Genomic DNA, 24,191 nt, shown 5'->3' on the forward strand with positions numbered 1-24,191 from the left:
CAATCATCTACCATTCAACCAGCGACGCAACTCTCCGCAGGATCGCGGTTGCCCGTCGCTGACGCGCCCGTCCCTGCATGGATCGGTGCGCGGGGGGCGCATCGGCCGATAATAATCCCACTCCCTGCGACCATACCTGTCACTGCGTCGCAATTCCCGTTTCAGCTCGCCGCAACTGCGCGGCTTGCCATCGCTTATGCTGCCATCCGTACAGGGATCGTAGACCCTGTGTTGCGCCATTGCTTCCGGCACTGCGACCGGTTGAAGACTGAAGAATAGCGAACCAACCAGAAGGGTTAACAGTCGCATAGGCCACCTGTTTCGTTGAGAAGGTCAGGTCACTATTCTTCGTTAGATTGCATGAGCATGGCATGCGGTCGTCACGTCGGCTTGAAAGGCGGTTTTTGGTAACTGAGGTGCCCAACCGTGACATCGCGCACCTCCAAGGTTCAGATATGTCTTAGCTGATTCGGATGGCAATATAGAGAAGCGTCAGCGCGATCACCCAGAGCGCAATCCGCCCCCATTTGGTATGGCGCGCTTCCGCCCTGCCGATGGCTTCGGCTGTCTGGGCATCGAAACGTAGACCGTTCTCGCTCATATACATTAGCTCGGAATGCAGCTTTTCCGTCTTGGCGGCGATCTCGGGTGCCGCTTCGGCAAGCTTTAGAGCGGCCTTCATGCCGTCTTTCAGATCGGTGACGATGCGCTTGGGACCGAGATTGTCCCTGATCCAGCCGCCGACGACCGGATCGGCCGCCTTCCACATGTTGAAGCGCGGGTTGAGCATGCGTGATACGCCTTCCACCACCACCATGGTCTTTTGCAGCATCACCAGTTCCGGCCGCGTCTCCATGTCGAAAAGCTCGGTCACTTCGAACAGCAGGGTCAACAGCTTGCCCATGGAGATCGTCTCGGCCGGCTGCCCGTGGATCGGCTCGCCAATGGCGCGGATCGCCTGTGCGAAGCTGGCTTTATCGTGATGGCCCGGCACATAACCGGCCTCGAAATGTACCTCTGCCACCCGCATGTAATCGCGCGTGATAAAGCCATAGAGGATTTCGGCGAGGAAGCGGCGTTCCTTTTTGCCGAGCCGTCCGGCAATGCCCATATCCACCGCGACGATCATGCCCTTGTCGTCGACGAAGAGATTGCCGGGATGCATGTCGGCATGGAAAAAGCCGTCGCGCAGCGTGTGCCGCAGGAAAGACTGGATCAGCGTGTCGGCCAGTTGGTTCAGGTCGTGACCGGCAGCCTTCAGCCCTTCGATATCCGACATCTTGACGCCGTCGATCCACTCCATGGTGACGACATCGCGGCCGGTGCGTTCCCAGTCGACTTCCGGAACACGGAAACCGGGATCATCCTTTGTGTTTTCGGCAAGCTCGGAAAGGGCGGCGGCCTCAAGCCGCAGATCCATCTCGATCTTGGTTGTCTGTTCCAGCGTGCGTGTCACCTCGACTGGCCGCAGACGGCGGGCTGAACGGACAAAGCGCTGCTGCAGGTCGGCGATCAGATACATCGCCTCCAGATCGTTCTGGAAACGCTGGCGCACGCCGGGACGGATGACCTTGACGGCCACCTTGCGTGGTCCCTTCGGCGTATCCACCATTGCCGGATGAACCTGGGCGATGGAGGCGGCCGCGATCGGATCACCGAATTCCCTGTAGAGGTCGGAAACCGTGCGTCCGAGCGAACCTTCGATATTAGCCTTGGCCGCAGCAGCCGGGAAAAATGCCATGCGATCCTGAAGGCTTGCGAGATCGTCGGCGAAATCGGCTCCCACCACATCCGGGCGGGTGGCCAGAAACTGGCCCATCTTCACATAAGACGGTCCAAGCCGCTCGACGGCCGTTGCCAGCCGGTCGCTACGCTGCGCCCGTTTGGCCTTGCTGCGGGCGAAGGGCTTCAGCAACGCTTTCAGCATTTGCGCGGGAGCAGGAAGGTCGTCGGAGGGTAGGGCCAGCACGACACCTTCGCGCACGAGAACCCAGCCAACCCTTGCGAGGCGGAAATATGCGCCCAAAGTGCTCATGCTTATGCCTGTCTCCTGCTTCTGCTGGCCATGCTCTTAAAGCTTCCAGCCGGAATGCAGGGCGGCGATGCCGCCGGTGTAGTTGGTGTAGGACACGCGGGAGAAGCCGGCGGTGCGGATCATCGCCGCGAAATCCTCCTGATTGGGGAATTTGCGGATCGATTCGACCAGATATTGATAGGGTTCGGCGTCGCCGGTGATCATCTTGCCAAATTGCGGAATGGCGTTGAACGACCAGGCGTCATAGACGCGGTCGAGCAGCGGCATTTCGACCTCTGAAAATTCCAGTACCAGCAGCCGCCCGCCACGTTTCAGCACGCGATGGGCCTCCTTCAGCGCGACATCGATGCGCGGCACGTTGCGAATGCCGAAAGCGACCGTATAGGCGTCGAATGAATTCGCCTCGAAGGGCAGTTCTTCGGCATTGGCCTCAACGAAGGTCAGATTGTCGGAAAGCTTCTTTTTTGCAGCGCGTTCCTCGCCGACCGCCAGCATCGAGCCATTGATATCGAGAACGGTGGCGTGCGCCAGACGGTTGGAGGCCTCGACGATGCGAAACGCGATATCGCCGGTGCCACCCGCCACGTCCAGAACCCTGTAGGAAGCATCCTTGCGCGGCGAAAGCGAAGAGACCATGGCGTCCTTCCACAGCCGGTGCAGGCCCGCCGACATCACGTCGTTCATGATGTCGTAGCGCTTGGCCACCTTGTGGAAGACCTCGTTGACCAGCCCCTGCTTTTTGCCTTCGTCCACTTTGTGGAAGCCATAGGACGTTTCCATGCCGCCTTCTGCGGTCGTACGGGCGTCGGTCATCGTCTGTCTCCATTTTATTGCGTGGCGGACCATAGCGGAAACGCCATGGCGACGCTATCTGTTGCCGCATCGCCTGGGCGCGACATTTCGCGTGCATTGTATAGACCACATGGTCCTAACGATAAACTGCCGGATAAGCCAGATGCCAGAATTGCCAGAAGTCGAAACTGTCAGACGCGGTCTTGCCCCCGCCATGGAAGGGGCAAGGGTTCGCAAACTCCACCTTGGCCGCCCTGATCTGCGTTTTCCGTTCCCGGAAGATTTTGCGACGCTGATCGAAGGCAAAACGATCATATCGCTTGGACGCCGGGCGAAATATCTTTTGATCGAACTTGAGGATGGGCTGACGATCATTGCCCATCTCGGCATGTCCGGCTCGTTTCGTATCGAGGCGGACGCGGATGAAGCCGGCAATACGCCCGGCGCGTTTCATTATGCCCGCTCAAAGGATGGCAAACACGACCATGTCGTCTTTCATCTGGATAAGGGCGAAGAGCGCGTCTGCGTCATCTATAATGATCCGCGCCGCTTCGGCTTCATGCATCTGGTGGAGCGCAACAAGCTCGATCTCTATCCGGCTTTTGCCGAGCTTGGGCCGGAACCAACAGGCAATGCATTGAGCGCCAATTATCTGGCGAGCCGGTTTGAGGGCAAGAGCCAGCCCTTGAAAGGCACGCTGCTGGATCAGAAGGTCATTGCCGGCCTTGGCAATATCTATGTCTGCGAGGCGCTGTGGCGCGCGCATCTTTCTCCCTTGCGGGCAGCGGGAACGCTGGTGACGACATCAGGCAAGCCCAAAGCGCAGCTCACCGATCTGACGGAAAAAATCCGTGACGTGATCGCGGACGCTATCGCCGCCGGCGGCTCCTCACTGCGCGACCATATACAGACAGACGGGACACTCGGTTATTTCCAGCATTCCTTTTCGGTCTACGATCAGGAAGGCCAGCCTTGCCGGACACCCGGCTGCGGGGGTACGGTTGAGAGAGTGGTACAGGCCGGTCGTTCGACCTTTTATTGCGCCGCCTGCCAGAAGTGACTGAGCCAAGAGTAATGGGCCGCAACAACGGAGAAGGGGAGATTGCCGTGGACTATGAAACGATACTGGTCGAAAAGCGTGATGAGGTGGGCGTCATAACGCTCAACCGCCCCAAGGCGCTCAACGCTCTCAACTCGGTGCTTCTGAAAGAGCTGCGGCACATTCTCTCTTCATTCTCCACCGATGATTCCATTGGTGCGATCATCATCACCGGCTCGGAAAAGGCATTTGCCGCAGGCGCCGACATCAAGGAGATGCAGGGGCTGGATTTTGTCGACGCCTATGTCGGTGATTTTCTCGGCGGCTGGGACGAGGTTGCGTCGACGAGGAAACCGGTCATCGCTGCCGTTTCGGGTTTTGCGCTCGGTGGCGGCTGCGAGCTGGCGATGATGTGCGATTTCATCATCGCTTCGGAAACGGCGAAGTTCGGCCAGCCGGAGATCACCCTCGGCGTCATCCCCGGCATGGGTGGCTCACAGCGGCTGACACGGGCAGTGGGCAAGGCAAAGGCCATGGATCTGGTTCTGACCGGCCGCATGATGGATGCGGCGGAGGCCGAGCGCTCAGGCCTCGTCTCGCGCATCGTGCCATCCGCAAATCTGATGGAGGAGGCGGTGGAGGCTGCTACCCGCATCGCTTCGCTGTCGCGTGCCTCGGTTCTTATGGCCAAGGAAAGCGTCAATCGCTCCTTCGAGGTGTCGCTGGCGGAAGGCCTGCGATATGAAAGGCGGTCCTTCCAGTCGCTCTTTGCAACGGCGGACCAGAAGGAGGGCATGGCGGCCTTCATCGAAAAACGCAAACCCGTTTTCCGGAATCGCTAAGGAGTCGGAATATCGGCGTTTTCCGCCATTTGCGCGTTGACGGGCGTGCGCTTTAGCGGTATATGCCCGCCCACGGTTAAGGAAAGCCATCCGGCTTGTCCGAAATTACTCCCGCATTCTTGGGTTAAGTGAGGTCGTCGAACGACCCGATCCTCTGGTTGCGGAATTTGGTTTGAATTCGAAGAGAGGCATACATGGCCAATACAACTTCGGCGAAAAAGGCGACCCGCAAGATCGCTCGCCGTACCGCAGTCAACAAGGCTCGCCGTTCGCGCGTTCGCGGCTTCATTCGCAAGGTCGAGGAAGCAATCGCTTCCGGCGATCTGGCTGTTGCCACCGAAGCTCTGAAGGCTGCTCAGCCCGAGATCCAGCGCGCAGCTACCCGCGGCGTCCTGCATGGCAACACCGCATCCCGCAAGGTGTCGCGTCTCGCACAGCGCGTTAAGGCTCTTTCGGCCTAATCCGGCTAATCACAAATAACTATTCAAAAAGCCTGGTCTTTTGACCGGGCTTTTTGTGATTCTAACTGCCCGTTAATCATTCCTGCCGTAACGTGACAAACGCGTGTCAGATGGACGACAGGAAATATTAAGCAAAAACAATGGCTTGTAGGAGGTCTCCCGGAAAATGGGAAGCTTTCTCTACGGAAGTCGTGACGAGTTTTGAGTCAAGAAGATTTTTATTTTTTTGCCAAAACAGGCTCTCTAAAATTGCCAAAATTGAATCTCATTGATTCATAAGCGATTCTGCTTCGGGCCTTGCCCGTGATGCAAAACGGCCTTTGTGAGTCAATGGCCGATCTGAGTTTTTGCAGAAAAAACGCCATTGATCTCTCCCCACGATCCTGCCTAAATGCATTCCAACAAGGGGTGCGGATCTCAGTCCACAGATTATCTCGATGATCGTATCGACGATATTCACCTTCTTGCTGGCGGGTCTTTCGGGGCCCGTTTTCTCAGGTCATGGAGCTTTTTGCGCCGTTTCGGTCTCGGAACGGGCAGGGGTTTTTTGTCCTCAAGAATACGCCTTAGGGTTGTGGCGAAAGGAGCGTCTTTAGCGTGTCGCAGGCCTCTCCATGAGGGGGAGGGAAATGGGATAACCGGCTCGCAAACAAGTAGTAGCCTTTGATGCTCTTTCGAGGGGAGCACTGAAGGCCGGAATAATACGAGGGGGATCTCTGGCGATCGATTTTTGATCGTCAGGCTATGATTGGCAATTTGAAAGGCGGCAATATGCAATTGAATTTGGCGATGGGTGCGGTGGCTGATGGGGACCGCGCACCGAAGGCATGTGATGCAGCTTGCTCTGATGCGGCAGGGGACAAATCGGCAATGAAGCACGATGCGCTGTTTGAGCGTTTTAGCGCGCGGCTCAAGGCACAGGTTGGTCCGGAGGTCTATGCAAGCTGGTTTGCACGGCTCAAACTCCATACCGTTTCGAAAAGCGTCGTCCGCTTTACCGTTCCGACGACCTTTCTGAAGTCGTGGATCAACAACCGTTACATGGATCTGATCACCAACCTCGTTCAGAGCGAGGATCCGGATGTGTTGAAGGTGGAGATTCTTGTTCGCTCGGCCAGCCGTCCGGTTCGCCCGGCGCAGGCTGACGAACGGGTGCAGCCCGCACCTGAGGTCGGTGCTGCTCCGCGCAACAAGTCCTTCATTCCGTCGCAGCCCGCGACGGCGCCCGCCGCACAGCCTGCGGCAGCGCAGGCGACCCTGCGTCAGGGCGGCTCCGGGCCGTTGTTCGGTTCGCCGCTTGATACGCGCTTCACCTTTGATACGTTTGTCGAAGGCTCGTCCAACCGTGTCGCACTTGCGGCGGCAAAGACGATCGCCGAAGCCGGTGCCGGCGCCGTGCGCTTCAACCCGCTGTTCATCCATGCGGGTGTCGGTCTTGGTAAGACGCATCTTCTGCAGGCCATTGCCAATGCCGCCATCGACAGCCCGCGCAATCCGCGTGTTGTCTATCTGACGGCTGAATATTTCATGTGGCGTTTTGCAACGGCGATCCGCGACAATGATGCGCTGACGCTGAAGGATACGCTGCGCAATATCGACCTGCTCGTCATCGACGACATGCAGTTCCTGCAGGGCAAGATGATCCAGCACGAATTCTGCCACCTGCTGAACATGCTGCTCGACAGCGCCAAGCAGGTCGTGGTGGCTGCTGATCGTGCACCGTGGGAGCTGGAATCGCTCGATCCGCGTGTGAGGTCCCGTCTTCAGGGCGGCATGGCGATCGAGATCGAAGGTCCCGATTACGACATGCGGTATGAAATGCTCAACCGTCGTATGGGTTCGGCGCGCCAGGACGATCCGTCTTTCGAGATTTCGGACGAAATCCTGACCCACGTGGCCAAAAGCGTGACTGCGAGCGGACGCGAGCTTGAAGGTGCCTTCAACCAGCTGATGTTCCGTCGCTCTTTTGAGCCGAACCTCTCGGTTGACCGTGTCGATGAGCTGCTGTCGCACCTCGTCGGAAGCGGTGAGGCCAAGCGCGTGCGCATCGAGGATATTCAGCGCATCGTCGCCAGACACTATAATGTGTCGCGACAGGAGCTGGTATCCAACCGCCGCACCCGCGTCATCGTCAAGCCGCGCCAGATCGCCATGTATCTGGCCAAGATGCTGACGCCGCGCTCCTTCCCCGAGATCGGTCGCCGTTTTGGCGGTCGCGACCACACCACGGTTCTTCACGCGGTGCGCAAGATCGAGGAACTGATTTCCGGCGACACCAAGCTCGGCCACGAGGTTGAGCTGCTGAAACGCCTGATCAACGAAAACAACGCATGAAAAAAAGCGGCCTCCGGGCCGCTTTTTTTATTTTTTTCTCAATTCTTGATTGGCTGAGGGCAGGCAGTACTGCCGGTCAGCAGGCGAGATCGGCGACCACCGCATCCAGAATAAGCATGCCAGAAGGCGTGCAGCGCAGGCGCGAATTGCCGAGCCTTTCCACGAAACCGTGCTGCAGAAGGAATTCTTCCTTTTCCGGGTCGAGATCGCGGCCGGAAAGATCGCTCCAGCGGGCCAGATCGATGCCTTCGCGCAGGCGAAGCCCCATCAGCAGCAATTCGTCGGCCTGCTCGTCGACACCCAGCATTTCCTTATCGACCATGCCATGGCCTTCCCGCTCGACGGTCTCGAGCCAGGTTTCCGGGTGTCGTTCGGTGGCGGTGGCGAGCTTGGAGGCGCCGCGCGTCAGGCGTCCATGCGCGCCAGGGCCAATGCCGGCATAGTCGCCATAACGCCAGTAGGTGAGGTTATGGCGGCTTTCGGCGCCGGGGCGGGCGTGATTGGAAACCTCATAGGCCGGCATGCCGTAGCGCTCGGTGATTTCCTGCGTCGCCTCATAAAGCACAGCCGAATGCTCGCCATCCGGCACGATGAGCTTGCCGGCCTTGTGCAAACCATAAAAAGGCGTGCCTTCCTCGATGGTCAGCTGGTAGAGCGACAGATGGTCGACGGCATAGGAAACCGCCTCCTTCAGTTCGGCATCCCATTCGGCCACCGTCTGCTTCGGGCGTGCATAGATCAGATCGAAGGACATGCGCGGAAAGATTTCCCGCGCCAGCCGGATGGCTTTCAGGGCATCGGCGACATCATGCAGACGGCCAAGGAACTTCAGGTCCCGGTCGTTCAGTGCCTGCACGCCAAGCGAGACGCGATTGACGCCCGCTGCGCGATAACCGCGAAACCGTTCCGCCTCGACGCTGGAAGGGTTGGCTTCCATGGTGATCTCGATACCATCAGGCACATGCCAGAAACGCGCAACGCCATCCAGAATGGCCGCAACCGTCTGCGGATCCATCAGCGATGGCGTGCCGCCGCCCATGAAAATGCTGGTAACGACCCGCGGGCCACTCAGCGCCCGCATATGCTCCATTTCACGCAGGAAGGCCGCGGTAAACCGCTCCTGATCCACCGGCCGGTGGCGGACGTGGCTGTTGAAATCACAATAGGGACATTTGGCCGCACAAAAGGGCCAATGCAGATAGATCCCGAAACCGGGATCGCCCGTATCCGGCAGAAGCGATGCGCCGGGGGCAGAAAAATGATGCTCCCCGACCATCGGGTTCATGCCTCCAGGCAGGTTTCTACGAATTCTTTAAAGGCGCGGGCGCGGTGCGACAGCGCAAAGGCGTCACCATGTTTCCAGCCATGTTTTTCATCCGCCGTCATCTCACCGAATGTAGTGTCGTAACCCTCGGGTTTGAAGATCGGATCGTAACCGAAACCGCTCGTTCCGCGCGGCGGCCACACGACGGTGCCTTCCACCTCGCCACGGAAATATTCGACATGACCGTCCGGCCAGGCAAGGCACAATACGCTGACGAAGCGGCCCGTGCGATCCTCGGCTTTCGATGCGCCGCGTTCCGCCAGCGCATCTTCAACCTTTTGCATTGCCATGGCGAAATCGCGCGTGCCATCGGCCGTTTCTGCCCAATTGGCGGTGTAGACACCCGGCGCGCCATCCAGTGCGTCGATGACAAGACCGGAATCGTCGGACAAAGCCGGCAGGCCAGATGCCTTGGCGGAGGCAAGCGCCTTGATGGCGGCATTTTCCTCGAAGGTGGTACCCGTCTCATCCGGCTCTGCGAAATTCAGCTCGGCAGCCGATTTGGCGGAAAAGCCGAAAGGTCCGATCAGATCGGCGATTTCGGCGATCTTACCCTTGTTGTGGCTGGCGACGACGATCGTTCTGGTATCGAGCTTGCGCATCATGCTTTCCTGTCGGCTCAGGCAATCGCCTGCTTCTGAAGGGCGACCAGTTCGCTGCAGCCTGCCTTGGCAAGGCCAAGCAGCGTCAGGAATTCTTCTTCGGAGAAGGGTGCGCCTTCCGCCGTTCCCTGAACTTCAACGATGCCGCCGGAGCCGGTGATGACGAAATTCGCGTCGGTCTCGGCGGACGAGTCTTCCAGATAATCGAGATCGATCACCGGCTGCTTGGCGAAGATGCCGCAGGAGATCGCGGCGATATGGTCTTTCAGGACCTTCTCGACCTTGATCATGTTGCGGGTTTCCATCCACTTCAGGCAATCATGCAGGGCAATCCATGCGCCGGTGATGGAGGCGGTGCGTGTGCCGCCGTCCGCCTGGATGACGTCACAGTCAATGCTGATCTGGCGTTCGCCAAGCGCCTGGAGGTCGACGACAGCGCGCAGCGAGCGGCCGATGAGGCGCTGGATTTCCTGCGTGCGCCCACCCTGCTTGCCGGCGGCGGCTTCGCGCTTCATGCGCTCATTGGTAGAGCGTGGCAGCATGCCGTATTCGGCGGTCACCCAACCCTTGCCGCTGTTGCGCAGCCATGGCGGCGTCTTTTCTTCAAGGCTAGCGGTGACGAGCACATGCGTGTCGCCGAATTTGACCAGACAGGAGCCTTCGGCATGTTTCGAGAAATTGCGCTCGAAGGAAACCTTGCGCATCTGATCGGTTTTTCTGCCTGAAGGCCGCATATGATCCACTCTCCATGTTGGTTCCTGCCTTCTAAGGCGCGCTCCGGGCTTTTGCAAAGCCAATTTCCATTTTGCCGCAGCGGCGCGACGCATTATATTGGCGCAGAGTAGATTTGGGCGACAAAGAACGGACGAGATGGGTTTTTCAGCACCGCTTTCAAAAGATCAGGCATCTCTGCTGGATGAACGGTCGCGGGAAATTTTCCGCCGCATCGTCGAAGGCTATCTCGACACTGGTGAACCCCTGGGCTCGCGCAGCCTGTCGCGGCTGCTGCCAATGTCGCTTTCGCCGGCCTCCGTGCGCAACGTCATGAGCGATCTCGAGGAACTTGGCCTCATCTATTCGCCACATATCAGCGCCGGACGCCTGCCCACCCAGACGGGGCTGCGTTTCTTTGTTGACGCCTTCATGCAGGTGGGCGATCTGCCTGCCGACGAGCGGGCGAATATCGACCGGCAGATCGGCCCGGTCGCCGGCCACGAACAATCGCTGGAAGGGCTGCTGACGGAAGCAAGCCGCATGCTGTCGGGCATGTCGCGCGGCGCCGGCCTCGTGCTGACGGCCAAGAACGATGTCATCCTTAAACATGTCGAATTCATTCGGCTGGAACCCACCAAGGCGCTTGCGGTGCTGGTGGGCGACCATAATCAGGTCGAAAACCGCATCATCGAATTGCCGGCCGGCATTTCCTCGTCGCAATTGACCGAGGCGGCCAATTTCATCAACGCCCATCTCTCCGGCCAGACGCTGCAGGAACTGCGCGGCCAGTTCCAGACGCAGCGTGCGGAGCTGCAATCGGAACTCGGCACGCTGGCGCAGGATCTCATTGAACGTGGCCTTGCCGTCTGGGCGGGTGACAATGAGGAAGGCAAGCTCGGCCGCCTCATCGTTCGCGGACGTTCCAACCTGCTGGAAGGCCTGGCCGGCGAAGAAGACATCGATCGTGTGCGCCTGCTGTTCGACGATCTGGAGCGCAAGGAAAATCTGATCGAGATCCTCAACCTTGCGGAAAGCGGCTCGGGTGTGAGGATTTTCATCGGTTCGGAAAACAAGCTCTTTTCGCTGTCCGGCTCGTCGCTCATTGTTGCGCCCTATCGCGATGAGGACAACCGGGTCGTGGGTGCTGTCGGTGTCATCGGGCCAACACGGCTGAATTACGCCCGTATCGTTCCCATGGTCGATTATACCGCCCAGATCATGGCCCGCCTTTCCCGAAAGCAAAGATAGGGCAAGCCCGCAAGGCCAGAGAATGCGGCAAGCTTTTCGCCGCAAGCCTTGATTTTTGCCCGCCAAAGCTCGATATCGGGCGCAACCAACAATATTCAAATTTGGAGAACGTCATGACCGACGATACGAAAAAGCCCGGACCTGACGCGGACATCGCCGAAGAGTTTCTCGATCCCGCACTTGCCGGGGAAGAGCCGACTGATGCTGCCGAACCCGATCCGGTCGAGCTGCTGAAGGCAGAAAATGCCGATCTGCGCGACAAGTTCCTGCGTCTTGCCGCCGAAATGGACAATCTTCGTCGCCGCACCGAGCGCGACGTCAAGGACGCCAAGGCCTACTCGCTGGCCGGTTTTGCACGCGACATGCTCGCGGTTTCCGACAATCTTCGCCGCGCGCTCGAGGCTATCCCGGATGAGCTCAAGACCAATGGCGAAGCCGGTCTCAATGGCCTGATCGAAGGCGTCGAGATGACCGAGCGCTCGATGTTGTCGACGCTCGAGCGCCATGGGGTCAAAAAGATTGATGCAGAGGGCCAGAAGTTCGATCCGAACTTCCACCAGGCCATGTTCGAAATTCCCAATCCGGCAGTTCCGAACAACACCGTGCTTCAGGTTATCCAGGCCGGTTTCACCATCGGCGACCGCGTCCTGCGCCCGGCCATGGTGGGTGTTGCCAAGGGTGGCCCGAAGGCGGAAACCGCCGCATCGGCAGAGCCCGGCACGGCCTCTCTCAATGAAAAGGATGCCTGAGGCATTTCTTCCCGTAATAAAAAACGCGCCCTTGAGGCGCGTTTTTTATTGTCATGAAAACCTGAGATCAGTGGTGGCGGATCAGGCCGCCGTCGCCTGTTCCTGATTGAGGAAAGCATAGATTGCCGTGTCGGAATCGGTGGCGCGCAGCTTGGCCACCAGTTCAGGGTCGCGCAGGGCGCGCGCAATTCGAGACAGTGCCTTCAGGTGATCCGCACCAGCGCCTTCAGGCGCAAGCAAAAGGAAAACCAGATCGACCGGCTGGTCGTCCAGCGCTTCGAAATCGACCGGCGTTTCAAGGCGTGCGAAGACACCCGTGATCTGATGAATGCTGGCGAGCTTGCCGTGTGGAATGGCGATGCCATGGCCGACGCCGGTGGAGCCGAGCTTTTCACGCTGGAGGATGACGTCGAAAACTTCCCGTTCCGAGACTCCGGTAATTCTGGCTGCCTTTGCGGCCAGCTCCTGAAGCAATTGCTTTTTGGAATTCACCTTGAGGGCGGGAATAATCGCATCTTGTTGCAGCAAATCTGCCAACGCCATTCTCTTTTTCCTTCATGCCATCGAGACGATGCAGGAGGCAGAGACGCTTTCGCGTTCTGCCTCCCACGTCTTGTCAGACTGTTCAGCTCTTGATCGTTTCCGCGTCGATCCAGCCAATATTGCCGTCATGACGTCGGTAGACGATGTTGAGATATTCCTTGCCCGGGCTGCGGAACAGCAGAACCGGTTCGTCCGTCATGTCGAGCGCCATCACGGCGCTGGCAACGGACATTGTCTTTATCTGTTTCGAACTCTCCGCGACGATCGTGGGTGCGTAGTCCTCGGGAACCTCATGGTCCTCATCGGGAACAGCATCCATCACCGTATAGGCGATTTCCTGCGACACGCCATTCGAACCATTGTGATGGTCCTTCAGCTTGCGCTTGTAGCGACGCAGGCGCTTCTCGATCCGCTCTGCGGCGGCATCGAAGCTTGCCTGCGGATCATTTGCCTGACCCGCCGCATGCAATACAACGCCTGTATCGAGATGCAGCTTGCAGTCGGCGGCAAAACGCGATCCGGACTTCTCCACGGTTACCTGGCCTGAATACCCCCCATCGAAGTATTTGGTAACTGCCAGACCTATATTGTCCTCAATCCGCTGACGGAAAGATTCGCCGATCTCCATATGTTTACCAGATACACGCACACTCATGGAAATTTTCCTTTTTGTAGTGATTTGCGAGTACCAGCTTACGTCAAGCCGAGCGCGCATCCAAGCGTTTCGAAGACCTTAAAAAGCCTCCATTCGAATTTTACGCCCATGGACGGTGGAGATGAATCCGTTACAAATGACCTTGCTTACGTGTGCGGCGGGCTTCTAGCCCCTGGCGTGATAAGAGTCAATGGTGCGGCAAAAAAGCGCTCCAAACGTGATCAGGCGCGCCGCTCAGAAGACTGACAACTTCGCGAGCGCCTTCTTTTCGCGGCGTCTCTGAACGGAGGAGGGGATGTTCATCGCCTCACGATATTTGGCGACAGTGCGGCGGGCGAGATCAACGCCACTCTTTTTCAGATTGTCGACGATGTCATCATCGGAAAGCACCGCCTCGGCAGCCTCCTGGGCGATCATGGCCTTGATGCGATGACGTACCGCCTCCGCCGAATGGCTGTCGCCGCCTTCAACCGCGCTGATCGAGACGCTGAAGAAATATTTGAGCTCGAACAGCCCGCGTGGCGTCAGCATGTACTTCTTCGATGTCACCCGGCTGACGGTGGATTCGTGCATCTTGATGGCGTCGGCCACCGTCTTGAGGTTCAGCGGGCGCAGGTGATCAACGCCGTTGACGAGAAAGGCGTCCTGCTGGCGCACGATCTCGGTCGCTACCTTCATGATCGTCCGGGCACGCTGGTCGAGGCTGCGGGTCAGCCAGTGAGCCGTCTGCATGCACTCGGAAAGGAAATCCTGGTCCTCATCTGCACGCGCCTTATGTTTCGAAACCTCGGCGAAATAGCTCTGGTTGATGAGCACACGCGGCAGGGTGTCGGGATTTATCTCCACAAGCCAGCCGCCGGATGAAGAGGGCCGAACGATGATATCGGGGACGATTGTCTCCGAAACGGTCGAATCATAACTCGCGCCGGGACGCGGATTGAGCGTCCGGATCTCCGCCAGCATGTCGAGAAGGTCCTCTTCATCGACGCCGCAGAGTTTTTTCAAGGTAGCAAAGTCGCGTTTGGCCAAAAGCTCGAGATTATCGATCAGGGCCCGCATCGCCGGATCGAGCCGATCTCTCTGGGCGAGCTGGATTGCCAGACATTCGCTCAACGAACGGGAAAACACGCCCGGAGGATCGAAACCCTGAAGCGTCTTTAAAACATGCTCCACCGCCGATGGCGCCGTTCCCAGCCGTTCAGCGACATCATCGACGGCATCCGCTGCGATATATCCGGTTTCGTCGAGCTGGCCGATCAGTGCATCGGCGATCATGCGGTCCTCGGGGGAGGATATGGCCAGCGGCATTTGCTGATTGAGATGGTCACCAAGGCTTTGTTTCGCGGCAACGAAATCGTCGAGATCATAGCTTTCGCCGGATTCCTGCCCGGGCATGGATTTCCACTGGCTTGCCAGTTCGGGCGCATCGGCCTTTCTGGGCTCGGCATCGTCCGGGAAGACATTTTCGAAGCTGGTATCGAGCTGTTCGCCGAGATTTGCGGCGCGGTCGCCGTACCAGTCTTCGCTGTCGGCCGTTACCGTGGGGTTTTTATCCGAGGCTTCGCCGTCGGTATCGCTGAAATTATCCGCATTATCAGGTAAGTCGCCGCCCAAATCGCCGTCGTTTGCTGCAATTTCGAGCAGCGGATTACGCTCCACTTCCTGCGCGATGAACTGCGTCAGCTCGAAATGCGTCATCTGAAGCAGCTGGATGGACTGCATCAGCTGAGGTGTCATGACGAGAGACTGGTTTTGACGCAGCAAAAGGCTGGCAGACAATGCCATGGCGGACGCGAAACTCCCCTTACAGCTTCTCCATTGCCACAGTTTTCATAAATTTTGAGAAGGCAAAGAAACTTGGCCCAAAAATTGCTTTTTTATCTTGTTTGGTCAAGCGCCGGCGCAGGGCGCGATGAAGAATCTTTCGCGCCCGCAAGCTTAAAGGCTGAAATTATTGCCGAGATAGAGCCGGCGCACGTCCGGATTGTTGACGATATCGTCCGCGCGGCCGTGGGTCAGAACCTCACCGGCATGGATGATATAGGCGCGGTCGATGAGGCCGAGCGTTTCGCGGACATTGTGGTCGGTGATGAGAACACCAATCCCGCGTGCGGTGAGGTGTCTGACGAGATTCTGAATGTCGCTGACCGAAATCGGATCGACACCGGCAAAAGGCTCGTCCAGCAGCATGAAAGTCGGATCGGTCGCCAGAGCGCGGGCGATCTCAAGGCGACGGCGTTCACCGCCCGACAGTGCGACTGCCGGCGACTTGCGCAGCTGGGCAATGTGGAATTCTTCCAGCAGCTCGTCGAGCTTGCGGCTTCGCTTGGCACTGTCCGGTTCGTGGACTTCAAGTACGGCGCGGATGTTTTCCTCGACCGTCAGCCCGCGAAAAATCGAGGCTTCCTGCGGCAGATACCCGACGCCGAGACGCGCACGCCTGTACATCGGCATGCCGGTCACATCATTGCCATTGATGGCGATCTTGCCGCTATCGACGGGTACGAGGCCGGTGATCATGTAAAAACAGGTCGTCTTGCCGGCGCCGTTCGGACCTAAAAGCCCCACGGCCTCACCGCGGCGCACGACGAGTGACACGCCGTTGACCACCCGGCGTGTATTATAGGTCTTCGTCAGCCCATGCGCGATCAGCGTGCCTTCATAACGGGCTTTGTCGGCCTGTGAGGTCGCTTCCACGGATGGGTTGCGCCCACCGCCAAACATTTTTGAGATCGAAGGTATCTTCACGAGGTGAGACTACTGTTTTTTCTGCGATTTCGGATCGAGCATGATCCGAACGGGGCCGCCGCAGCTTTCGAGCTTCGCCTGTCCCGAGTTCATGAGGACAGTGAGCTTGCAGCCGGTGAATACATTCGTGCCCTCGGACAGAACGACCTGCTTGCCCGTCAGGATGAAGGTCTGCGCCGCCATGTCGAATTCGCCATGATCAGCCGTGGCCTTCTGGGTCTCGGACGTCAGATAGACATTGTTATCGACGAAGATTTTTTCGATATTGGCGTCACCACTGGTGAGCGAGGAGCCCTCGCCCTTGTAGTTGACCGTCATCTTGCCGGCCTGAAGGGTGGTCGTGCCCTGCACAACTTTCACGTTTCCGGTGAAGTAGGCCTTGCGCTCCTGATCCCGGATTTCGAGCTGGTCGCTTTCGATCGCGATCGGCTGATCGCTGGAGAGCTTCACACCCTGCATGTTGCTGGTGGTGCTCTGGGCGAAGGCCACGGTTGCGAGACAGGAGAAAACAAGACCTGCGGCTGCAACGCCTGCGGATCTGCCAAGGGAAACGGGACGGGAAACTTGCATCATCTGGACCGGGCTCTCACTTGGCTTCATTTTTGATATTGGATGCAGCGATACGTGCCCGTACCTGCCCCGAAAATGTAATTGTCTTGCCATTATCGGCGATATCAATCGATTGCGCAACAATGGCACCGTCGTTTGTTTTGATCGAAACGGGCTCTTTGCTGCTCATTTTTCCGGCCTTCAAATCAACATCCGCAGACTGGAACTTCGCTTGTATGCCATTGCTGAGATTGATGTCAAAAGGTGCCGTCATCTTCAGCGTATTGGTGGCCCGGTCGAAAATGCCTTCCTTGGCGATCACCTGTGCGACGCTGTCATTGACAGGCACTGCGGCCAGAACTTTTTCCAGCGTCATCAGGTTGGGATTGGCGATATCCTGCAACGCACGGTCGGCGTTCATGGAATAATCGATCCCCTTCTCGTTGCGGCCGGCAACGGCAGGTTTTTCCATCACGATCTTGCCGTCTTCGATCCTTGCGCTTTCCAGCGAAACCTCGTCTGGCGCCCAGGTGCGGATGAGCGAAACGGCGATGAAGGCGAGCGAAATCACCGCGGCACTGAGCGGCAGGATGATTTTCAACCGCTTCACGCGCGCGGAATGCCGCAGAGCGCGCTCGTAAGCGCCGTTCTGGTCATTCGGCAGCGGAAATGCTGGCGCGGGTTCGCGGAGTCGTTCAAGCATAAGAGTGGGTCCGGAAACTTCCTGGGTGCCATTTTTGGCGCACAATTGAAGCTTGTATGTTTATCTGAATGTGTTTGGCACGAGTGCTTTGTCCTGCCAATATGGTTTTTGTCTGGAAAGGTGCAAGGGAAATGCGAATTTTATCGTAATTCTGGTTTCCTTATTGTTTCCTTGCGGCTTCGCGCTAGAAGAACCATATGGCCGTGAAGCACGCGTGGCGTCAAAGGCCGGATGGCAGAGGTTCTCGATGGATAATATGGCGATAGCAGATCGCAGGCAATTGCGCCGCAAGCTGACTTTCTGGCGGATTGCCGCTGTTTTGCTGTTTGTCGTCGGTATTTTCGGCCTTTACCGGTTTTTCTGGACCGAGCCGCAGCAAAGTGCCAAGCCGCATATCGCCCGCGTCGAGATTTCCGGTCTGATCCAGGACAATACGGAGCTTCTGGAACGGCTCGACAAGATCGCCAAGAGCGACAATGTCAAAGGGCTGATCGTGTCGATCTCCTCACCGGGCGGCACCACCTATGGCGGTGAGCGTATCTTCAAGGCCATTCGCGGCGTTGCGGACAAGAAGCCGGTCGTTTCCGACGTCCGCACGCTGGCCGCCTCCGCCGGTTACATGATCGCTTCGGCTGGCGACGTCATCGTCGCGGGGGAAACCTCGATCACCGGTTCGATCGGCGTCATCTTTCAATATCCGCAGGTGGGCCAACTGATGGACAAGCTCGGCGTCTCGCTGCAGGAAATCAAGTCCTCCCCGTTGAAGGCGGAACCTTCGCCGTTCCACGAGGCACCTGAAGAAGCAAAGACGATGATCCGAGCCATGGTGATGGACAGCTATGGCTGGTTCGTTGACCTTGTGGCCGATCGTCGCAAGCTGCCGCGTGAGGATGTGCTGAAACTGGCGGATGGATCGATTTTCACCGGCAGGCAGGCGCTCGCCAACAAGCTGGTCGATACGCTCGGTGGCGAAAAGGAAATCCGCGGTTATCTCGAAACGCACGGCGTCGCCAAGGATTTGCCGATCGTCGAATGGCGCGCACCGTCGTCTCGTTCGCCTTTTTCGTTTTTCAGTGTTGCGCAAATAGCGAAGTTTCTGGGATATGACGATTTAATTCCCTTTGCGGGACCCGGCCAGCTCGGTGCGGACAAGTTGTTTCTTGACGGTCTTGTTTCCGTTTGGCAGGTTGGGCCACGTTAAAAATCCAATTCTTTCAGGGGGCAACCGTGATCAAATCTGAACTGGTGCAGATCGTTGCTGCGCGTAACCCGCACCTTTATCACCGTGACGTGGAAAACATCGTCAATGCGGTGCTGGATGAAATCACCGATGCCCTGGCGGGTGGAAATCGTGTCGAGCTTCGTGGTTTCGGCGCATTTTCCGTGAAAAACCGACCTTCACGTTCGGGGCGGAACCCGCGCACGGGCGAATCGGTTTTCGTCGAGGAAAAATGGGTGCCTTTCTTCAAGACGGGCAAGGAGCTGCGTGAGCGCCTTAACCCTGGAATGGGTGACGAAGAAGAGGACGATTGATCGTCCCGGACGCAGGACGCCGGAAACGGAGCCGGCGGAACCCCGCAGCGATGGAGTAATGTCGGATGTCGAAAAAAATCATCAACCTCATCATCCTGCTTCCGCTGGCGATCATCCTCGTCATCCTGTGCGTGGCCAACCGTCAGGCCGTGACGCTTGCACTCAACCCCTTCCGTCCCGATGACGGCGTTCTGTCCTTCACCGCGCCGTTTTTCGTGTTCCTGTTTCTGGCCGTCATTTTTGGCGTGTTGCTGGGATCGGCAGCCACATGGTTCGCGCAGGGCAAACATCGCAAACGCGCCCGTATCGAAGCCAGGGAAGCGGTTCGCTGGCACGATGAGGCGAACCGCCAAAAGGCGACTTCGGCCGCTCAGCTTCCGAATGCGGGCCAACTCCCGGCAAAGTGATATAGCCGACAGTCGTTCCGGCTCTAGTCGAGCGGCGTGCGGAATGCTATTTGCTGCGCCATAAGACGCGGGCAGAAGCGGAAAGATTTCCATTGAAGAAAAAAGACAGCCGGCCGGGCAATCGTGCACGTGCCGGGAGCGAGAAAAAACAGGTTCATGCCGCAAAGCCGGCGCGACGCGCCGATGCAGCGTCGAAAAAGCGCGAACCCGACGCGGTTCGCAGCGTGCCGAAACCTGCACCGAAGGAGAAGGTTGCTGCCGCACCGGCGGTTGAGCAGGCGCCTGCACGGCCCCTCAAGCAGCGCACCGGGGAACGTCCCGCAGAACAGGTTCCGGTCATTCTGGAATCGAGCGGTGCCGGCGATTTTCACCTGATCGACAGCGGCAATGGCCTAAAGCTCGAACAATATGGCGACTACCGCATCGTCCGTCCCGAGGCGCAGGCGCTGTGGCAACCGTCGGTCCCCGACCGGGTGTGGCAGAATGCCGATGCCATTTTTACCGGCGATACGGATGAAGACGGCATGGGCCGCTGGCGCTTTCCGAAGACGGCGCTGGGCGAAACCTGGCCCTTGTCCCTGCTCGGCGTTGAATTTCTGGGCCGCTTCACGGCCTTCCGGCACGTCGGCGTCTTCCCGGAACAGATCGTCCATTGGGAATGGCTGAAACATGCCGTCGAGACGGCCGACCGGCCGCTGAAAGTGCTGAACCTCTTCGGTTACACCGGCGTCGCCTCGCTGGTTGCGGCCGCCGCGGGGGCTGAAGTCACCCATGTCGATGCTTCCAAGAAGGCGATTGGCTGGGCCAAGGAAAATCAGGCGCTTGCCGGGCTGGAACAGGCGCCCATCCGCTGGATCTGCGAAGATGCGATGAAATTCATCCAGCGTGAGGAGCGTCGTGGCAGCACCTATGACATCATCCTCACCGACCCGCCGAAATTCGGCCGAGGCACCCATGGCGAGGTCTGGCAATTGTTTGACCATCTGCCGTTGATGCTGGATATCTGCCGGGAAATCCTCTCACCCAAGGCGCTCGGCCTGGTGCTGACGGCCTATTCCATCAGGGCCAGTTTTTATTCGATGCACGAGCTGATGCGCGAAATCATGCGTGGCGCCGGCGGCGCCGTTGCGTCAGGCGAGCTCGTCATTCGCGAGGCCGGGCTTGACGGCAAGACGCCGGGCCGGGTGCTTTCCACATCGCTGTTCAGCCGTTGGGAGCCGAAATGATGAAAGATATGCGCGAAAACACCACGCGCCGGGTTGGCCAGGTCAAGGAAGTGACCAGCCTCGCCAATCCCATCATCAAGGATATCAAGGCGCTCACCCAGAAAAAGGGCAGGGAAGAGACCGGCACCTTCATGGCGGAAGGCTTGAAGCTGGTCATCGATGCCCTCGAACTCGGCTGGACGATCAAGACGCTGGTTTACGCAAAGGCCGCCAAGGGCAAGCCGCTGGTAGAGCAGGCGGCGGTCAAGACGGTCGCGTCAGGCGGGCTGGTGCTCGAAGTCAGCGAAAAAGTCATTGCCTCGATCACCCGCCGCGACAATCCGCAGATGGTCGTCGGCATTTTTGAACAGAAATGGGCCTCTCTCAGGGATATTCGCCCGGAAAAGGGCGAGACCTATATCGCGCTCGACCGTGTCCGCGATCCCGGCAATCTCGGCACCATCATCCGCACCGCCGATGCGGCGGGCGCCTCCGGTGTCATTCTGGTCGGCGATTGTACCGATCCTTTCTCGCTGGAAACGGTTCGCGCCACCATGGGTTCGGTCTTCGCCATGCCCGTCGCCCGTGCCTCGGTTGAGGAATTCCTCTCCTGGAAAAAATCGGCGCAGGTTAGCGTCGTCGCCACCCATCTCTCGGGTTCCTCGGATTATCGGAAGATCGACTATGCCGGCAGGCCGGTCGTGCTTTTGATGGGTAACGAGCAATCCGGTCTGCCGCCGGAACTGGCTGGCAAGGCGGATCAGCTGGCGCGCATCCCCCAGCAGGGCCGTGCCGACAGCCTCAATCTCGCCATCGCAACCGCCGTGATGCTTTTCGAAGCACGGCGCCATCTCCTCGAACTGGCACCGGTGAAGTAATGGCCAAAGCGGCTTTGTTTTCGAAGTTCGGCCCGGCCTTTGCGCTGATCATCGCCGCACTGGTGCTGGACCAGATCGTCAAGCAACTGGTCGAAGCCTATCTGCCATTGCAGGAGATGGTGCCGGTCATTCCGTTTCTGGCGCTTTACCGCACCTATAATCTCGGCGTCGCCTTTTCGATGCTATCGGACATGCAGGGCTGGTTCATTGTCAGCATGCGGCTCGTTATTGTCGTCTTCGTGCTGTGGTTGTGGCGCAAGACGGCGGCGGACCGCACCTTTGCCCATCTCGGCTTTGCCTTCATCATCGCGGGTGCTGCCGGCAATCTTCTCGACCGGTTCTTTTATGGACACGTCATCGACTACATCCTGTTTCACACGCAGACATGGTCCTTCGCTGTGTTCAATCTCGCCGACAGTTTCATAACCATCGGTGCAGCCTGCGTCATTCTTGACGAATTTCTGCACGCCCGGGCGGCTAAAAAGTAAAATTTTAGGGTTTGCACCAAACATATCAAAACCGCTGCCATGGTAGCGGTTGCATATGAGCGAACTGGCAAAACTTCGGGAAAAAGTTTCAGACGGGCTTGGGCTGGCGCCTGTAGCGGCGCAGCCGGATGATCGTGTCGACGCGACAAGGCGGCATGCCGGCACGAAACACGAGATCGGCTCAGGGCCGATTTCCCTCTACGTTGCCATTTCGTTGTCGGTCGGCGCATTCGTCGCTGCGCTGATTGCGCTTGCAGTGCCCTATGTGATCACCGTCGCCGTAGCATCCTTTTTCGGCGCCGTGCTCGTCGGTGTCCTTCTCTACGCGCTGTTTGGCAAACCGGTCCGAAATACAGACGCGCTGGCCGAGGATTTGGATGTCCGGCTGCGGCAGACGCAGAACCGCTCGCTGATCGCCGAGATGCAGGAATCCATGGGTGATATCGTCGTCATCCGCAATCTGGATAGGCGTATCGTTGAAGCGAACCGGATCTTTCGTGAAATGACGGGATGCTCGGCCCCCGAAGGGTTGAGTTGCGAGGAAATCGGCATTGCCTTCCGTCCAGGCGACAAGGTTCACGCCTATGACGTGGAAATTGCCACCCCTTTCGGACAGCGCATCTTCTCCTGGCACGATGTGGTAACCCGCGATCTGGCCAGCAGCCGTCTTCTCATCAGCAGCATCGCCAGAGACGTGACGGAAGAGCGGCTTGCGCTTGCCGAAAGGGAAGACGCCCGTTTGCGCGCCGAAAAGGCCGATGCCGAAAAGGCAAGGCTGCTTGCCACGGTAAGTCATGAAATCCGCCTGCCGCTTTCCGGCATGCTCGGCATGAACCATCTGCTGTCACAAACGAAGATCAACGAAGAGCAGCGTAATTATCTTGATGGCATGAAGCAGTCCGGCCAGTCGCTGGTGCAGCTCGTTGAGGATCTGCTGGATTATTCGAGCATGGAAGCGGGCCGCTTCAAGCTCAATCCGCGCGCGGAAAACCTGCGGCGGTTGATCGAGAGCATTGTCGAGATGCTGGCGCACCGCGCCCACGAAAAAGGGATCGAAATCACCTCCTTCGTCAGCCCTGACGTGCCCGATTATCTCGATTTCGATCCGGCAAGACTGCGGCAGGTTCTGTTCAATCTTCTCGGAAACGCCGTCAAATTCACCCGCGAAGGCGGGGTTGTCATCCGGGCGCGCATGGTCGAGGGCGAATTGCAGGTGACCGTTGAGGATACCGGTCCGGGCATGAGCGAGAGCGAACAGGCCCGTATCTTCGGTGAATTCGAGCAGGCAGGGCCGATGTCGCAGCGAAGTGCCGGCACGGGCCTCGGTCTTGCGATTTCCGCCCGCATCGTGCGGGAATTCGGCGGCAGCCTTACGGTTTCGAGCCACAGGGGGAAGGGCAGTATCTTCACGCTTTCGTTCCGCCCGGGCGGCGCGCCCGTTGCAGTTCCGGATCCTGGCCGGCGCCGCTGTCTGCAACACACCAATGTCCTGCTGATTGCGCCCAGGGGTGTGGCTGGGGCGGTGACGATGGAGGCGATAGAGGCGTTTGGCGGCAAATGTGTTCTCATTCATCAGCCGGAAGATCTGCAAAAGCTGCGGGATGGGGCAGCTGACCTTAGTGCCGATCTCACCGATATCATCGTCGACCGGCGCGTTTCACCCCTGTTCAGGGATACCCTGAAGGATTGGCCGCAGCAGAATGTTCGCCGCACCCTGCTGGTGAGCCCGGAGGAACGGCCTTCGACGATGCATGTCTCCTTCGACGCCTGGCTTATCCGACCACTGCGCGAAAAATCGCTGATCGACGTCCTCTGTGGCCGCCTGCGGGGCATAGAACGCCGCGACGCGCTGAACGACAACCACCCCGATGTGGGCTTTTCATCACGGTTGAAGGAAGGGGCAAGTGGCGTCGAAATTCTCGTGGCCGAGGATGATGCCGTCAATGCCCGCATCATCCGGGCGGTCCTGGAGAAGAGCGGCTATATCGTTCGTGCCGTCGATGATTTTCAGGCCCTGCGGCAGTCGTTGGCGCCGGGTGCTGCCCGTTTGCCGCATCTCGTCATCTCGGATCTCAATATGCCAGGTGGCGAGGGGCTTGAGGTGCTGCCGGAACTTTTCTGCACGTTGAGGGATGAGAGAAATATTCCCGTCATCGTGCTCAGTGGTGATGCCAGCGCCGACACGGCTGAAATCCTGCTGAAAGCCGGTGCAGCCAAGGTTTTGACCAAGCCAACCGACCCGAGACAGCTGGTTGAGGAAATTCGTCGTATGCTGGAGGCGAAACGCCTTTCGCCATAATAGCTTGACAGACTCGCGCTGGCGTCATTTTGTCACTATTCTG

24 protein-coding genes are annotated in these 24,191 nt (G+C 58.4%); 13 read left to right on the top strand and 11 right to left on the bottom strand.

Going from position 1 to position 24,191, the window contains the following annotated elements; translation table 11 throughout:
• Positions 1-460: 460 nt before the first annotated feature.
• Positions 461-2,035 carry a 2-polyprenylphenol 6-hydroxylase gene (gene ubiB / locus EXN68_RS11355; RefSeq protein WP_142840902.1) on the bottom strand — a complete coding sequence of 525 codons (1,575 nt, stop codon included), beginning with the start codon at positions 2,033-2,035 and terminating at the stop codon, positions 461-463.
• A 36-nt stretch (positions 2,036-2,071) separates the two neighbouring features.
• Entirely contained in the window at positions 2,072-2,848 is a 777-nt protein-coding gene (gene ubiE / locus EXN68_RS11360) for a bifunctional demethylmenaquinone methyltransferase/2-methoxy-6-polyprenyl-1,4-benzoquinol methylase UbiE (protein ID WP_142840903.1), read from the bottom strand.
• 142 nt (positions 2,849-2,990) lie between these two features.
• Between ubiE and mutM the strand changes: the two genes are divergently transcribed.
• The 4 genes from mutM to dnaA all read left to right on the top strand — a co-directional run bounded on the left by mutM (position 2,991) and on the right by dnaA (position 7,503).
• On the top strand, positions 2,991-3,887 hold the full coding sequence (mutM, locus tag EXN68_RS11365) for a bifunctional DNA-formamidopyrimidine glycosylase/DNA-(apurinic or apyrimidinic site) lyase (RefSeq protein ID WP_142840904.1): 897 nt from the start codon (positions 2,991-2,993) through the stop codon (positions 3,885-3,887).
• A gap of 47 nt (positions 3,888-3,934) precedes the next feature.
• Positions 3,935-4,708: an enoyl-CoA hydratase gene (locus tag EXN68_RS11370; RefSeq protein WP_161991300.1), complete on the top strand. Its 774-nt coding sequence runs from the start codon at positions 3,935-3,937 to the stop codon at positions 4,706-4,708.
• A 194-nt stretch (positions 4,709-4,902) separates the two neighbouring features.
• Positions 4,903-5,169: a 30S ribosomal protein S20 gene (gene rpsT / locus EXN68_RS11375; protein ID WP_003493474.1), complete on the top strand. Its 267-nt coding sequence runs from the start codon at positions 4,903-4,905 to the stop codon at positions 5,167-5,169.
• 870 nt (positions 5,170-6,039) lie between these two features.
• Positions 6,040-7,503: a chromosomal replication initiator protein DnaA gene (gene dnaA / locus EXN68_RS11380; RefSeq protein ID WP_237681390.1), complete on the top strand. Its 1,464-nt coding sequence runs from the start codon at positions 6,040-6,042 to the stop codon at positions 7,501-7,503.
• Positions 7,504-7,579: 76 nt separating this feature from the next.
• Here dnaA and hemW read toward each other — a convergent pair whose 3' ends face one another.
• The 3 genes from hemW to rph are packed head-to-tail and all read right to left on the bottom strand — an operon-like array spanning position 7,580 to position 10,163.
• The gene (gene hemW / locus EXN68_RS11385; RefSeq protein WP_142841275.1) at positions 7,580-8,779 is read right to left on the bottom strand and encodes a radical SAM family heme chaperone HemW; all 1,200 of its coding nucleotides are present in this window, start codon (positions 8,777-8,779) and stop codon (positions 7,580-7,582) included.
• A 5-nt stretch (positions 8,780-8,784) separates the two neighbouring features.
• A complete protein-coding gene (gene rdgB, locus EXN68_RS11390) occupies positions 8,785-9,429 on the bottom strand; it encodes an RdgB/HAM1 family non-canonical purine NTP pyrophosphatase (protein WP_142840907.1) in 645 nt (214 codons plus the stop codon).
• Between the two features lie 17 nt (positions 9,430-9,446).
• Positions 9,447-10,163, bottom strand: coding sequence for a ribonuclease PH (rph, locus tag EXN68_RS11395; protein WP_142840908.1), 717 nt, complete (start codon positions 10,161-10,163; stop codon positions 9,447-9,449).
• Positions 10,164-10,299: 136 nt separating this feature from the next.
• On the opposite strand from rph, the gene hrcA reads away from it, so the two are divergent.
• Together hrcA and grpE are read left to right on the top strand one after the other, a co-directional pair.
• Complete coding sequence (gene hrcA / locus EXN68_RS11400) at positions 10,300-11,391, top strand: heat-inducible transcriptional repressor HrcA (RefSeq protein WP_142840909.1); 1,092 nt, start codon at positions 10,300-10,302, stop codon at positions 11,389-11,391.
• A 113-nt stretch (positions 11,392-11,504) separates the two neighbouring features.
• The gene (grpE, locus tag EXN68_RS11405) at positions 11,505-12,140 is read left to right on the top strand and encodes a nucleotide exchange factor GrpE (RefSeq protein WP_046799317.1); all 636 of its coding nucleotides are present in this window, start codon (positions 11,505-11,507) and stop codon (positions 12,138-12,140) included.
• An 81-nt stretch (positions 12,141-12,221) separates the two neighbouring features.
• Here the strand turns inward: grpE and ptsN are convergent, their stop codons facing one another.
• The 6 genes from ptsN to lptC all read right to left on the bottom strand — a co-directional run bounded on the left by ptsN (position 12,222) and on the right by lptC (position 17,338).
• Positions 12,222-12,683 (bottom strand): PTS IIA-like nitrogen regulatory protein PtsN, encoded by a 462-nt coding sequence (gene ptsN / locus EXN68_RS11410; protein WP_046799318.1) that lies wholly within the window; start codon positions 12,681-12,683, stop codon positions 12,222-12,224.
• Positions 12,684-12,765: 82 nt separating this feature from the next.
• Complete coding sequence (hpf, locus tag EXN68_RS11415; protein ID WP_046799319.1) at positions 12,766-13,338, bottom strand: ribosome hibernation-promoting factor, HPF/YfiA family; 573 nt, start codon at positions 13,336-13,338, stop codon at positions 12,766-12,768.
• A gap of 234 nt (positions 13,339-13,572) precedes the next feature.
• On the bottom strand, positions 13,573-15,123 hold the full coding sequence (gene rpoN, locus EXN68_RS11420) for an RNA polymerase factor sigma-54 (protein ID WP_142840910.1): 1,551 nt from the start codon (positions 15,121-15,123) through the stop codon (positions 13,573-13,575).
• Positions 15,124-15,276: 153 nt separating this feature from the next.
• On the bottom strand, positions 15,277-16,062 hold the full coding sequence (gene lptB / locus EXN68_RS11425; protein ID WP_161991301.1) for an LPS export ABC transporter ATP-binding protein: 786 nt from the start codon (positions 16,060-16,062) through the stop codon (positions 15,277-15,279).
• Between the two features lie 33 nt (positions 16,063-16,095).
• Positions 16,096-16,659 (bottom strand): LptA/OstA family protein, encoded by a 564-nt coding sequence (locus EXN68_RS11430; RefSeq protein ID WP_046799322.1) that lies wholly within the window; start codon positions 16,657-16,659, stop codon positions 16,096-16,098.
• Between the two features lie 13 nt (positions 16,660-16,672).
• Entirely contained in the window at positions 16,673-17,338 is a 666-nt protein-coding gene (gene lptC / locus EXN68_RS11435; protein ID WP_046799323.1) for an LPS export ABC transporter periplasmic protein LptC, read from the bottom strand.
• A 247-nt stretch (positions 17,339-17,585) separates the two neighbouring features.
• On the opposite strand from lptC, the gene sppA reads away from it, so the two are divergent.
• The 7 genes from sppA to EXN68_RS11470 all read left to right on the top strand — a co-directional run bounded on the left by sppA (position 17,586) and on the right by EXN68_RS11470 (position 24,148).
• Positions 17,586-18,539, top strand: coding sequence for a signal peptide peptidase SppA (gene sppA / locus EXN68_RS11440; RefSeq protein WP_142840912.1), 954 nt, complete (start codon positions 17,586-17,588; stop codon positions 18,537-18,539).
• A 2-nt stretch (positions 18,540-18,541) separates the two neighbouring features.
• Entirely contained in the window at positions 18,542-18,871 is a 330-nt protein-coding gene (locus EXN68_RS11445) for an integration host factor subunit beta (protein ID WP_225245141.1), read from the top strand.
• A 65-nt stretch (positions 18,872-18,936) separates the two neighbouring features.
• A complete protein-coding gene (locus EXN68_RS11450; protein ID WP_142840913.1) occupies positions 18,937-19,278 on the top strand; it encodes a LapA family protein in 342 nt (113 codons plus the stop codon).
• Between the two features lie 92 nt (positions 19,279-19,370).
• Positions 19,371-20,504 carry a class I SAM-dependent rRNA methyltransferase gene (locus EXN68_RS11455; protein WP_142840914.1) on the top strand — a complete coding sequence of 378 codons (1,134 nt, stop codon included), beginning with the start codon at positions 19,371-19,373 and terminating at the stop codon, positions 20,502-20,504.
• Entirely contained in the window at positions 20,501-21,361 is an 861-nt protein-coding gene (locus tag EXN68_RS11460; protein ID WP_142840915.1) for a TrmH family RNA methyltransferase, read from the top strand. The genes EXN68_RS11455 and EXN68_RS11460 overlap by 4 nt, the downstream gene beginning before the upstream one ends.
• Positions 21,361-21,849, top strand: a complete 489-nt coding sequence (gene lspA, locus EXN68_RS11465; RefSeq protein WP_142840916.1) for a signal peptidase II — start codon at positions 21,361-21,363, stop codon at positions 21,847-21,849. The genes EXN68_RS11460 and lspA overlap by 1 nt, the downstream gene beginning before the upstream one ends.
• A gap of 55 nt (positions 21,850-21,904) precedes the next feature.
• Positions 21,905-24,148, top strand: coding sequence for a PAS domain-containing sensor histidine kinase (locus EXN68_RS11470; RefSeq protein ID WP_142840917.1), 2,244 nt, complete (start codon positions 21,905-21,907; stop codon positions 24,146-24,148).
• Positions 24,149-24,191 lie beyond the last annotated feature (43 nt).

The sequence above is a fragment of the Martinezella rhizogenes genome (assembly GCF_007002745.1).
GTDB lineage: Bacteria > Pseudomonadota > Alphaproteobacteria > Rhizobiales > Rhizobiaceae > Agrobacterium > Agrobacterium cucumeris.

Bases quoted from the DNA above. Each gene is read 5' to 3' on its own strand.
- ubiB (WP_142840902.1), bottom strand. From the start codon at position 2,035: ATGAGCACTTTGGGCGCATATTTCCGCCTCGCAAGGGTTGGCTGGGTT.
- ubiE (WP_142840903.1), bottom strand. From the start codon at position 2,848: ATGACCGACGCCCGTACGACCGCAGAAGGCGGCATGGAAACGTCCTAT.
- mutM (WP_142840904.1), top strand. From the start codon at position 2,991: ATGCCAGAATTGCCAGAAGTCGAAACTGTCAGACGCGGTCTTGCCCCC.
- rpsT (WP_003493474.1), top strand. From the start codon at position 4,903: ATGGCCAATACAACTTCGGCGAAAAAGGCGACCCGCAAGATCGCTCGC.
- dnaA (WP_237681390.1), top strand. From the start codon at position 6,040: ATGAAGCACGATGCGCTGTTTGAGCGTTTTAGCGCGCGGCTCAAGGCA.
- hemW (WP_142841275.1), bottom strand. From the start codon at position 8,779: ATGGTCGGGGAGCATCATTTTTCTGCCCCCGGCGCATCGCTTCTGCCG.
- rdgB (WP_142840907.1), bottom strand. From the start codon at position 9,429: ATGCGCAAGCTCGATACCAGAACGATCGTCGTCGCCAGCCACAACAAG.
- rph (WP_142840908.1), bottom strand. From the start codon at position 10,163: ATGCGGCCTTCAGGCAGAAAAACCGATCAGATGCGCAAGGTTTCCTTC.
- hrcA (WP_142840909.1), top strand. From the start codon at position 10,300: ATGGGTTTTTCAGCACCGCTTTCAAAAGATCAGGCATCTCTGCTGGAT.
- grpE (WP_046799317.1), top strand. From the start codon at position 11,505: ATGACCGACGATACGAAAAAGCCCGGACCTGACGCGGACATCGCCGAA.
- ptsN (WP_046799318.1), bottom strand. From the start codon at position 12,683: ATGGCGTTGGCAGATTTGCTGCAACAAGATGCGATTATTCCCGCCCTC.
- hpf (WP_046799319.1), bottom strand. From the start codon at position 13,338: ATGAGTGTGCGTGTATCTGGTAAACATATGGAGATCGGCGAATCTTTC.
- rpoN (WP_142840910.1), bottom strand. From the start codon at position 15,123: ATGGCATTGTCTGCCAGCCTTTTGCTGCGTCAAAACCAGTCTCTCGTC.
- lptB (WP_161991301.1), bottom strand. From the start codon at position 16,062: ATGTTTGGCGGTGGGCGCAACCCATCCGTGGAAGCGACCTCACAGGCC.
- EXN68_RS11430 (WP_046799322.1), bottom strand. From the start codon at position 16,659: ATGATGCAAGTTTCCCGTCCCGTTTCCCTTGGCAGATCCGCAGGCGTT.
- lptC (WP_046799323.1), bottom strand. From the start codon at position 17,338: ATGCTTGAACGACTCCGCGAACCCGCGCCAGCATTTCCGCTGCCGAAT.
- sppA (WP_142840912.1), top strand. From the start codon at position 17,586: ATGGATAATATGGCGATAGCAGATCGCAGGCAATTGCGCCGCAAGCTG.
- EXN68_RS11450 (WP_142840913.1), top strand. From the start codon at position 18,937: ATGTCGAAAAAAATCATCAACCTCATCATCCTGCTTCCGCTGGCGATC.
- EXN68_RS11460 (WP_142840915.1), top strand. From the start codon at position 20,501: ATGATGAAAGATATGCGCGAAAACACCACGCGCCGGGTTGGCCAGGTC.
- lspA (WP_142840916.1), top strand. From the start codon at position 21,361: ATGGCCAAAGCGGCTTTGTTTTCGAAGTTCGGCCCGGCCTTTGCGCTG.
- EXN68_RS11470 (WP_142840917.1), top strand. From the start codon at position 21,905: ATGAGCGAACTGGCAAAACTTCGGGAAAAAGTTTCAGACGGGCTTGGG.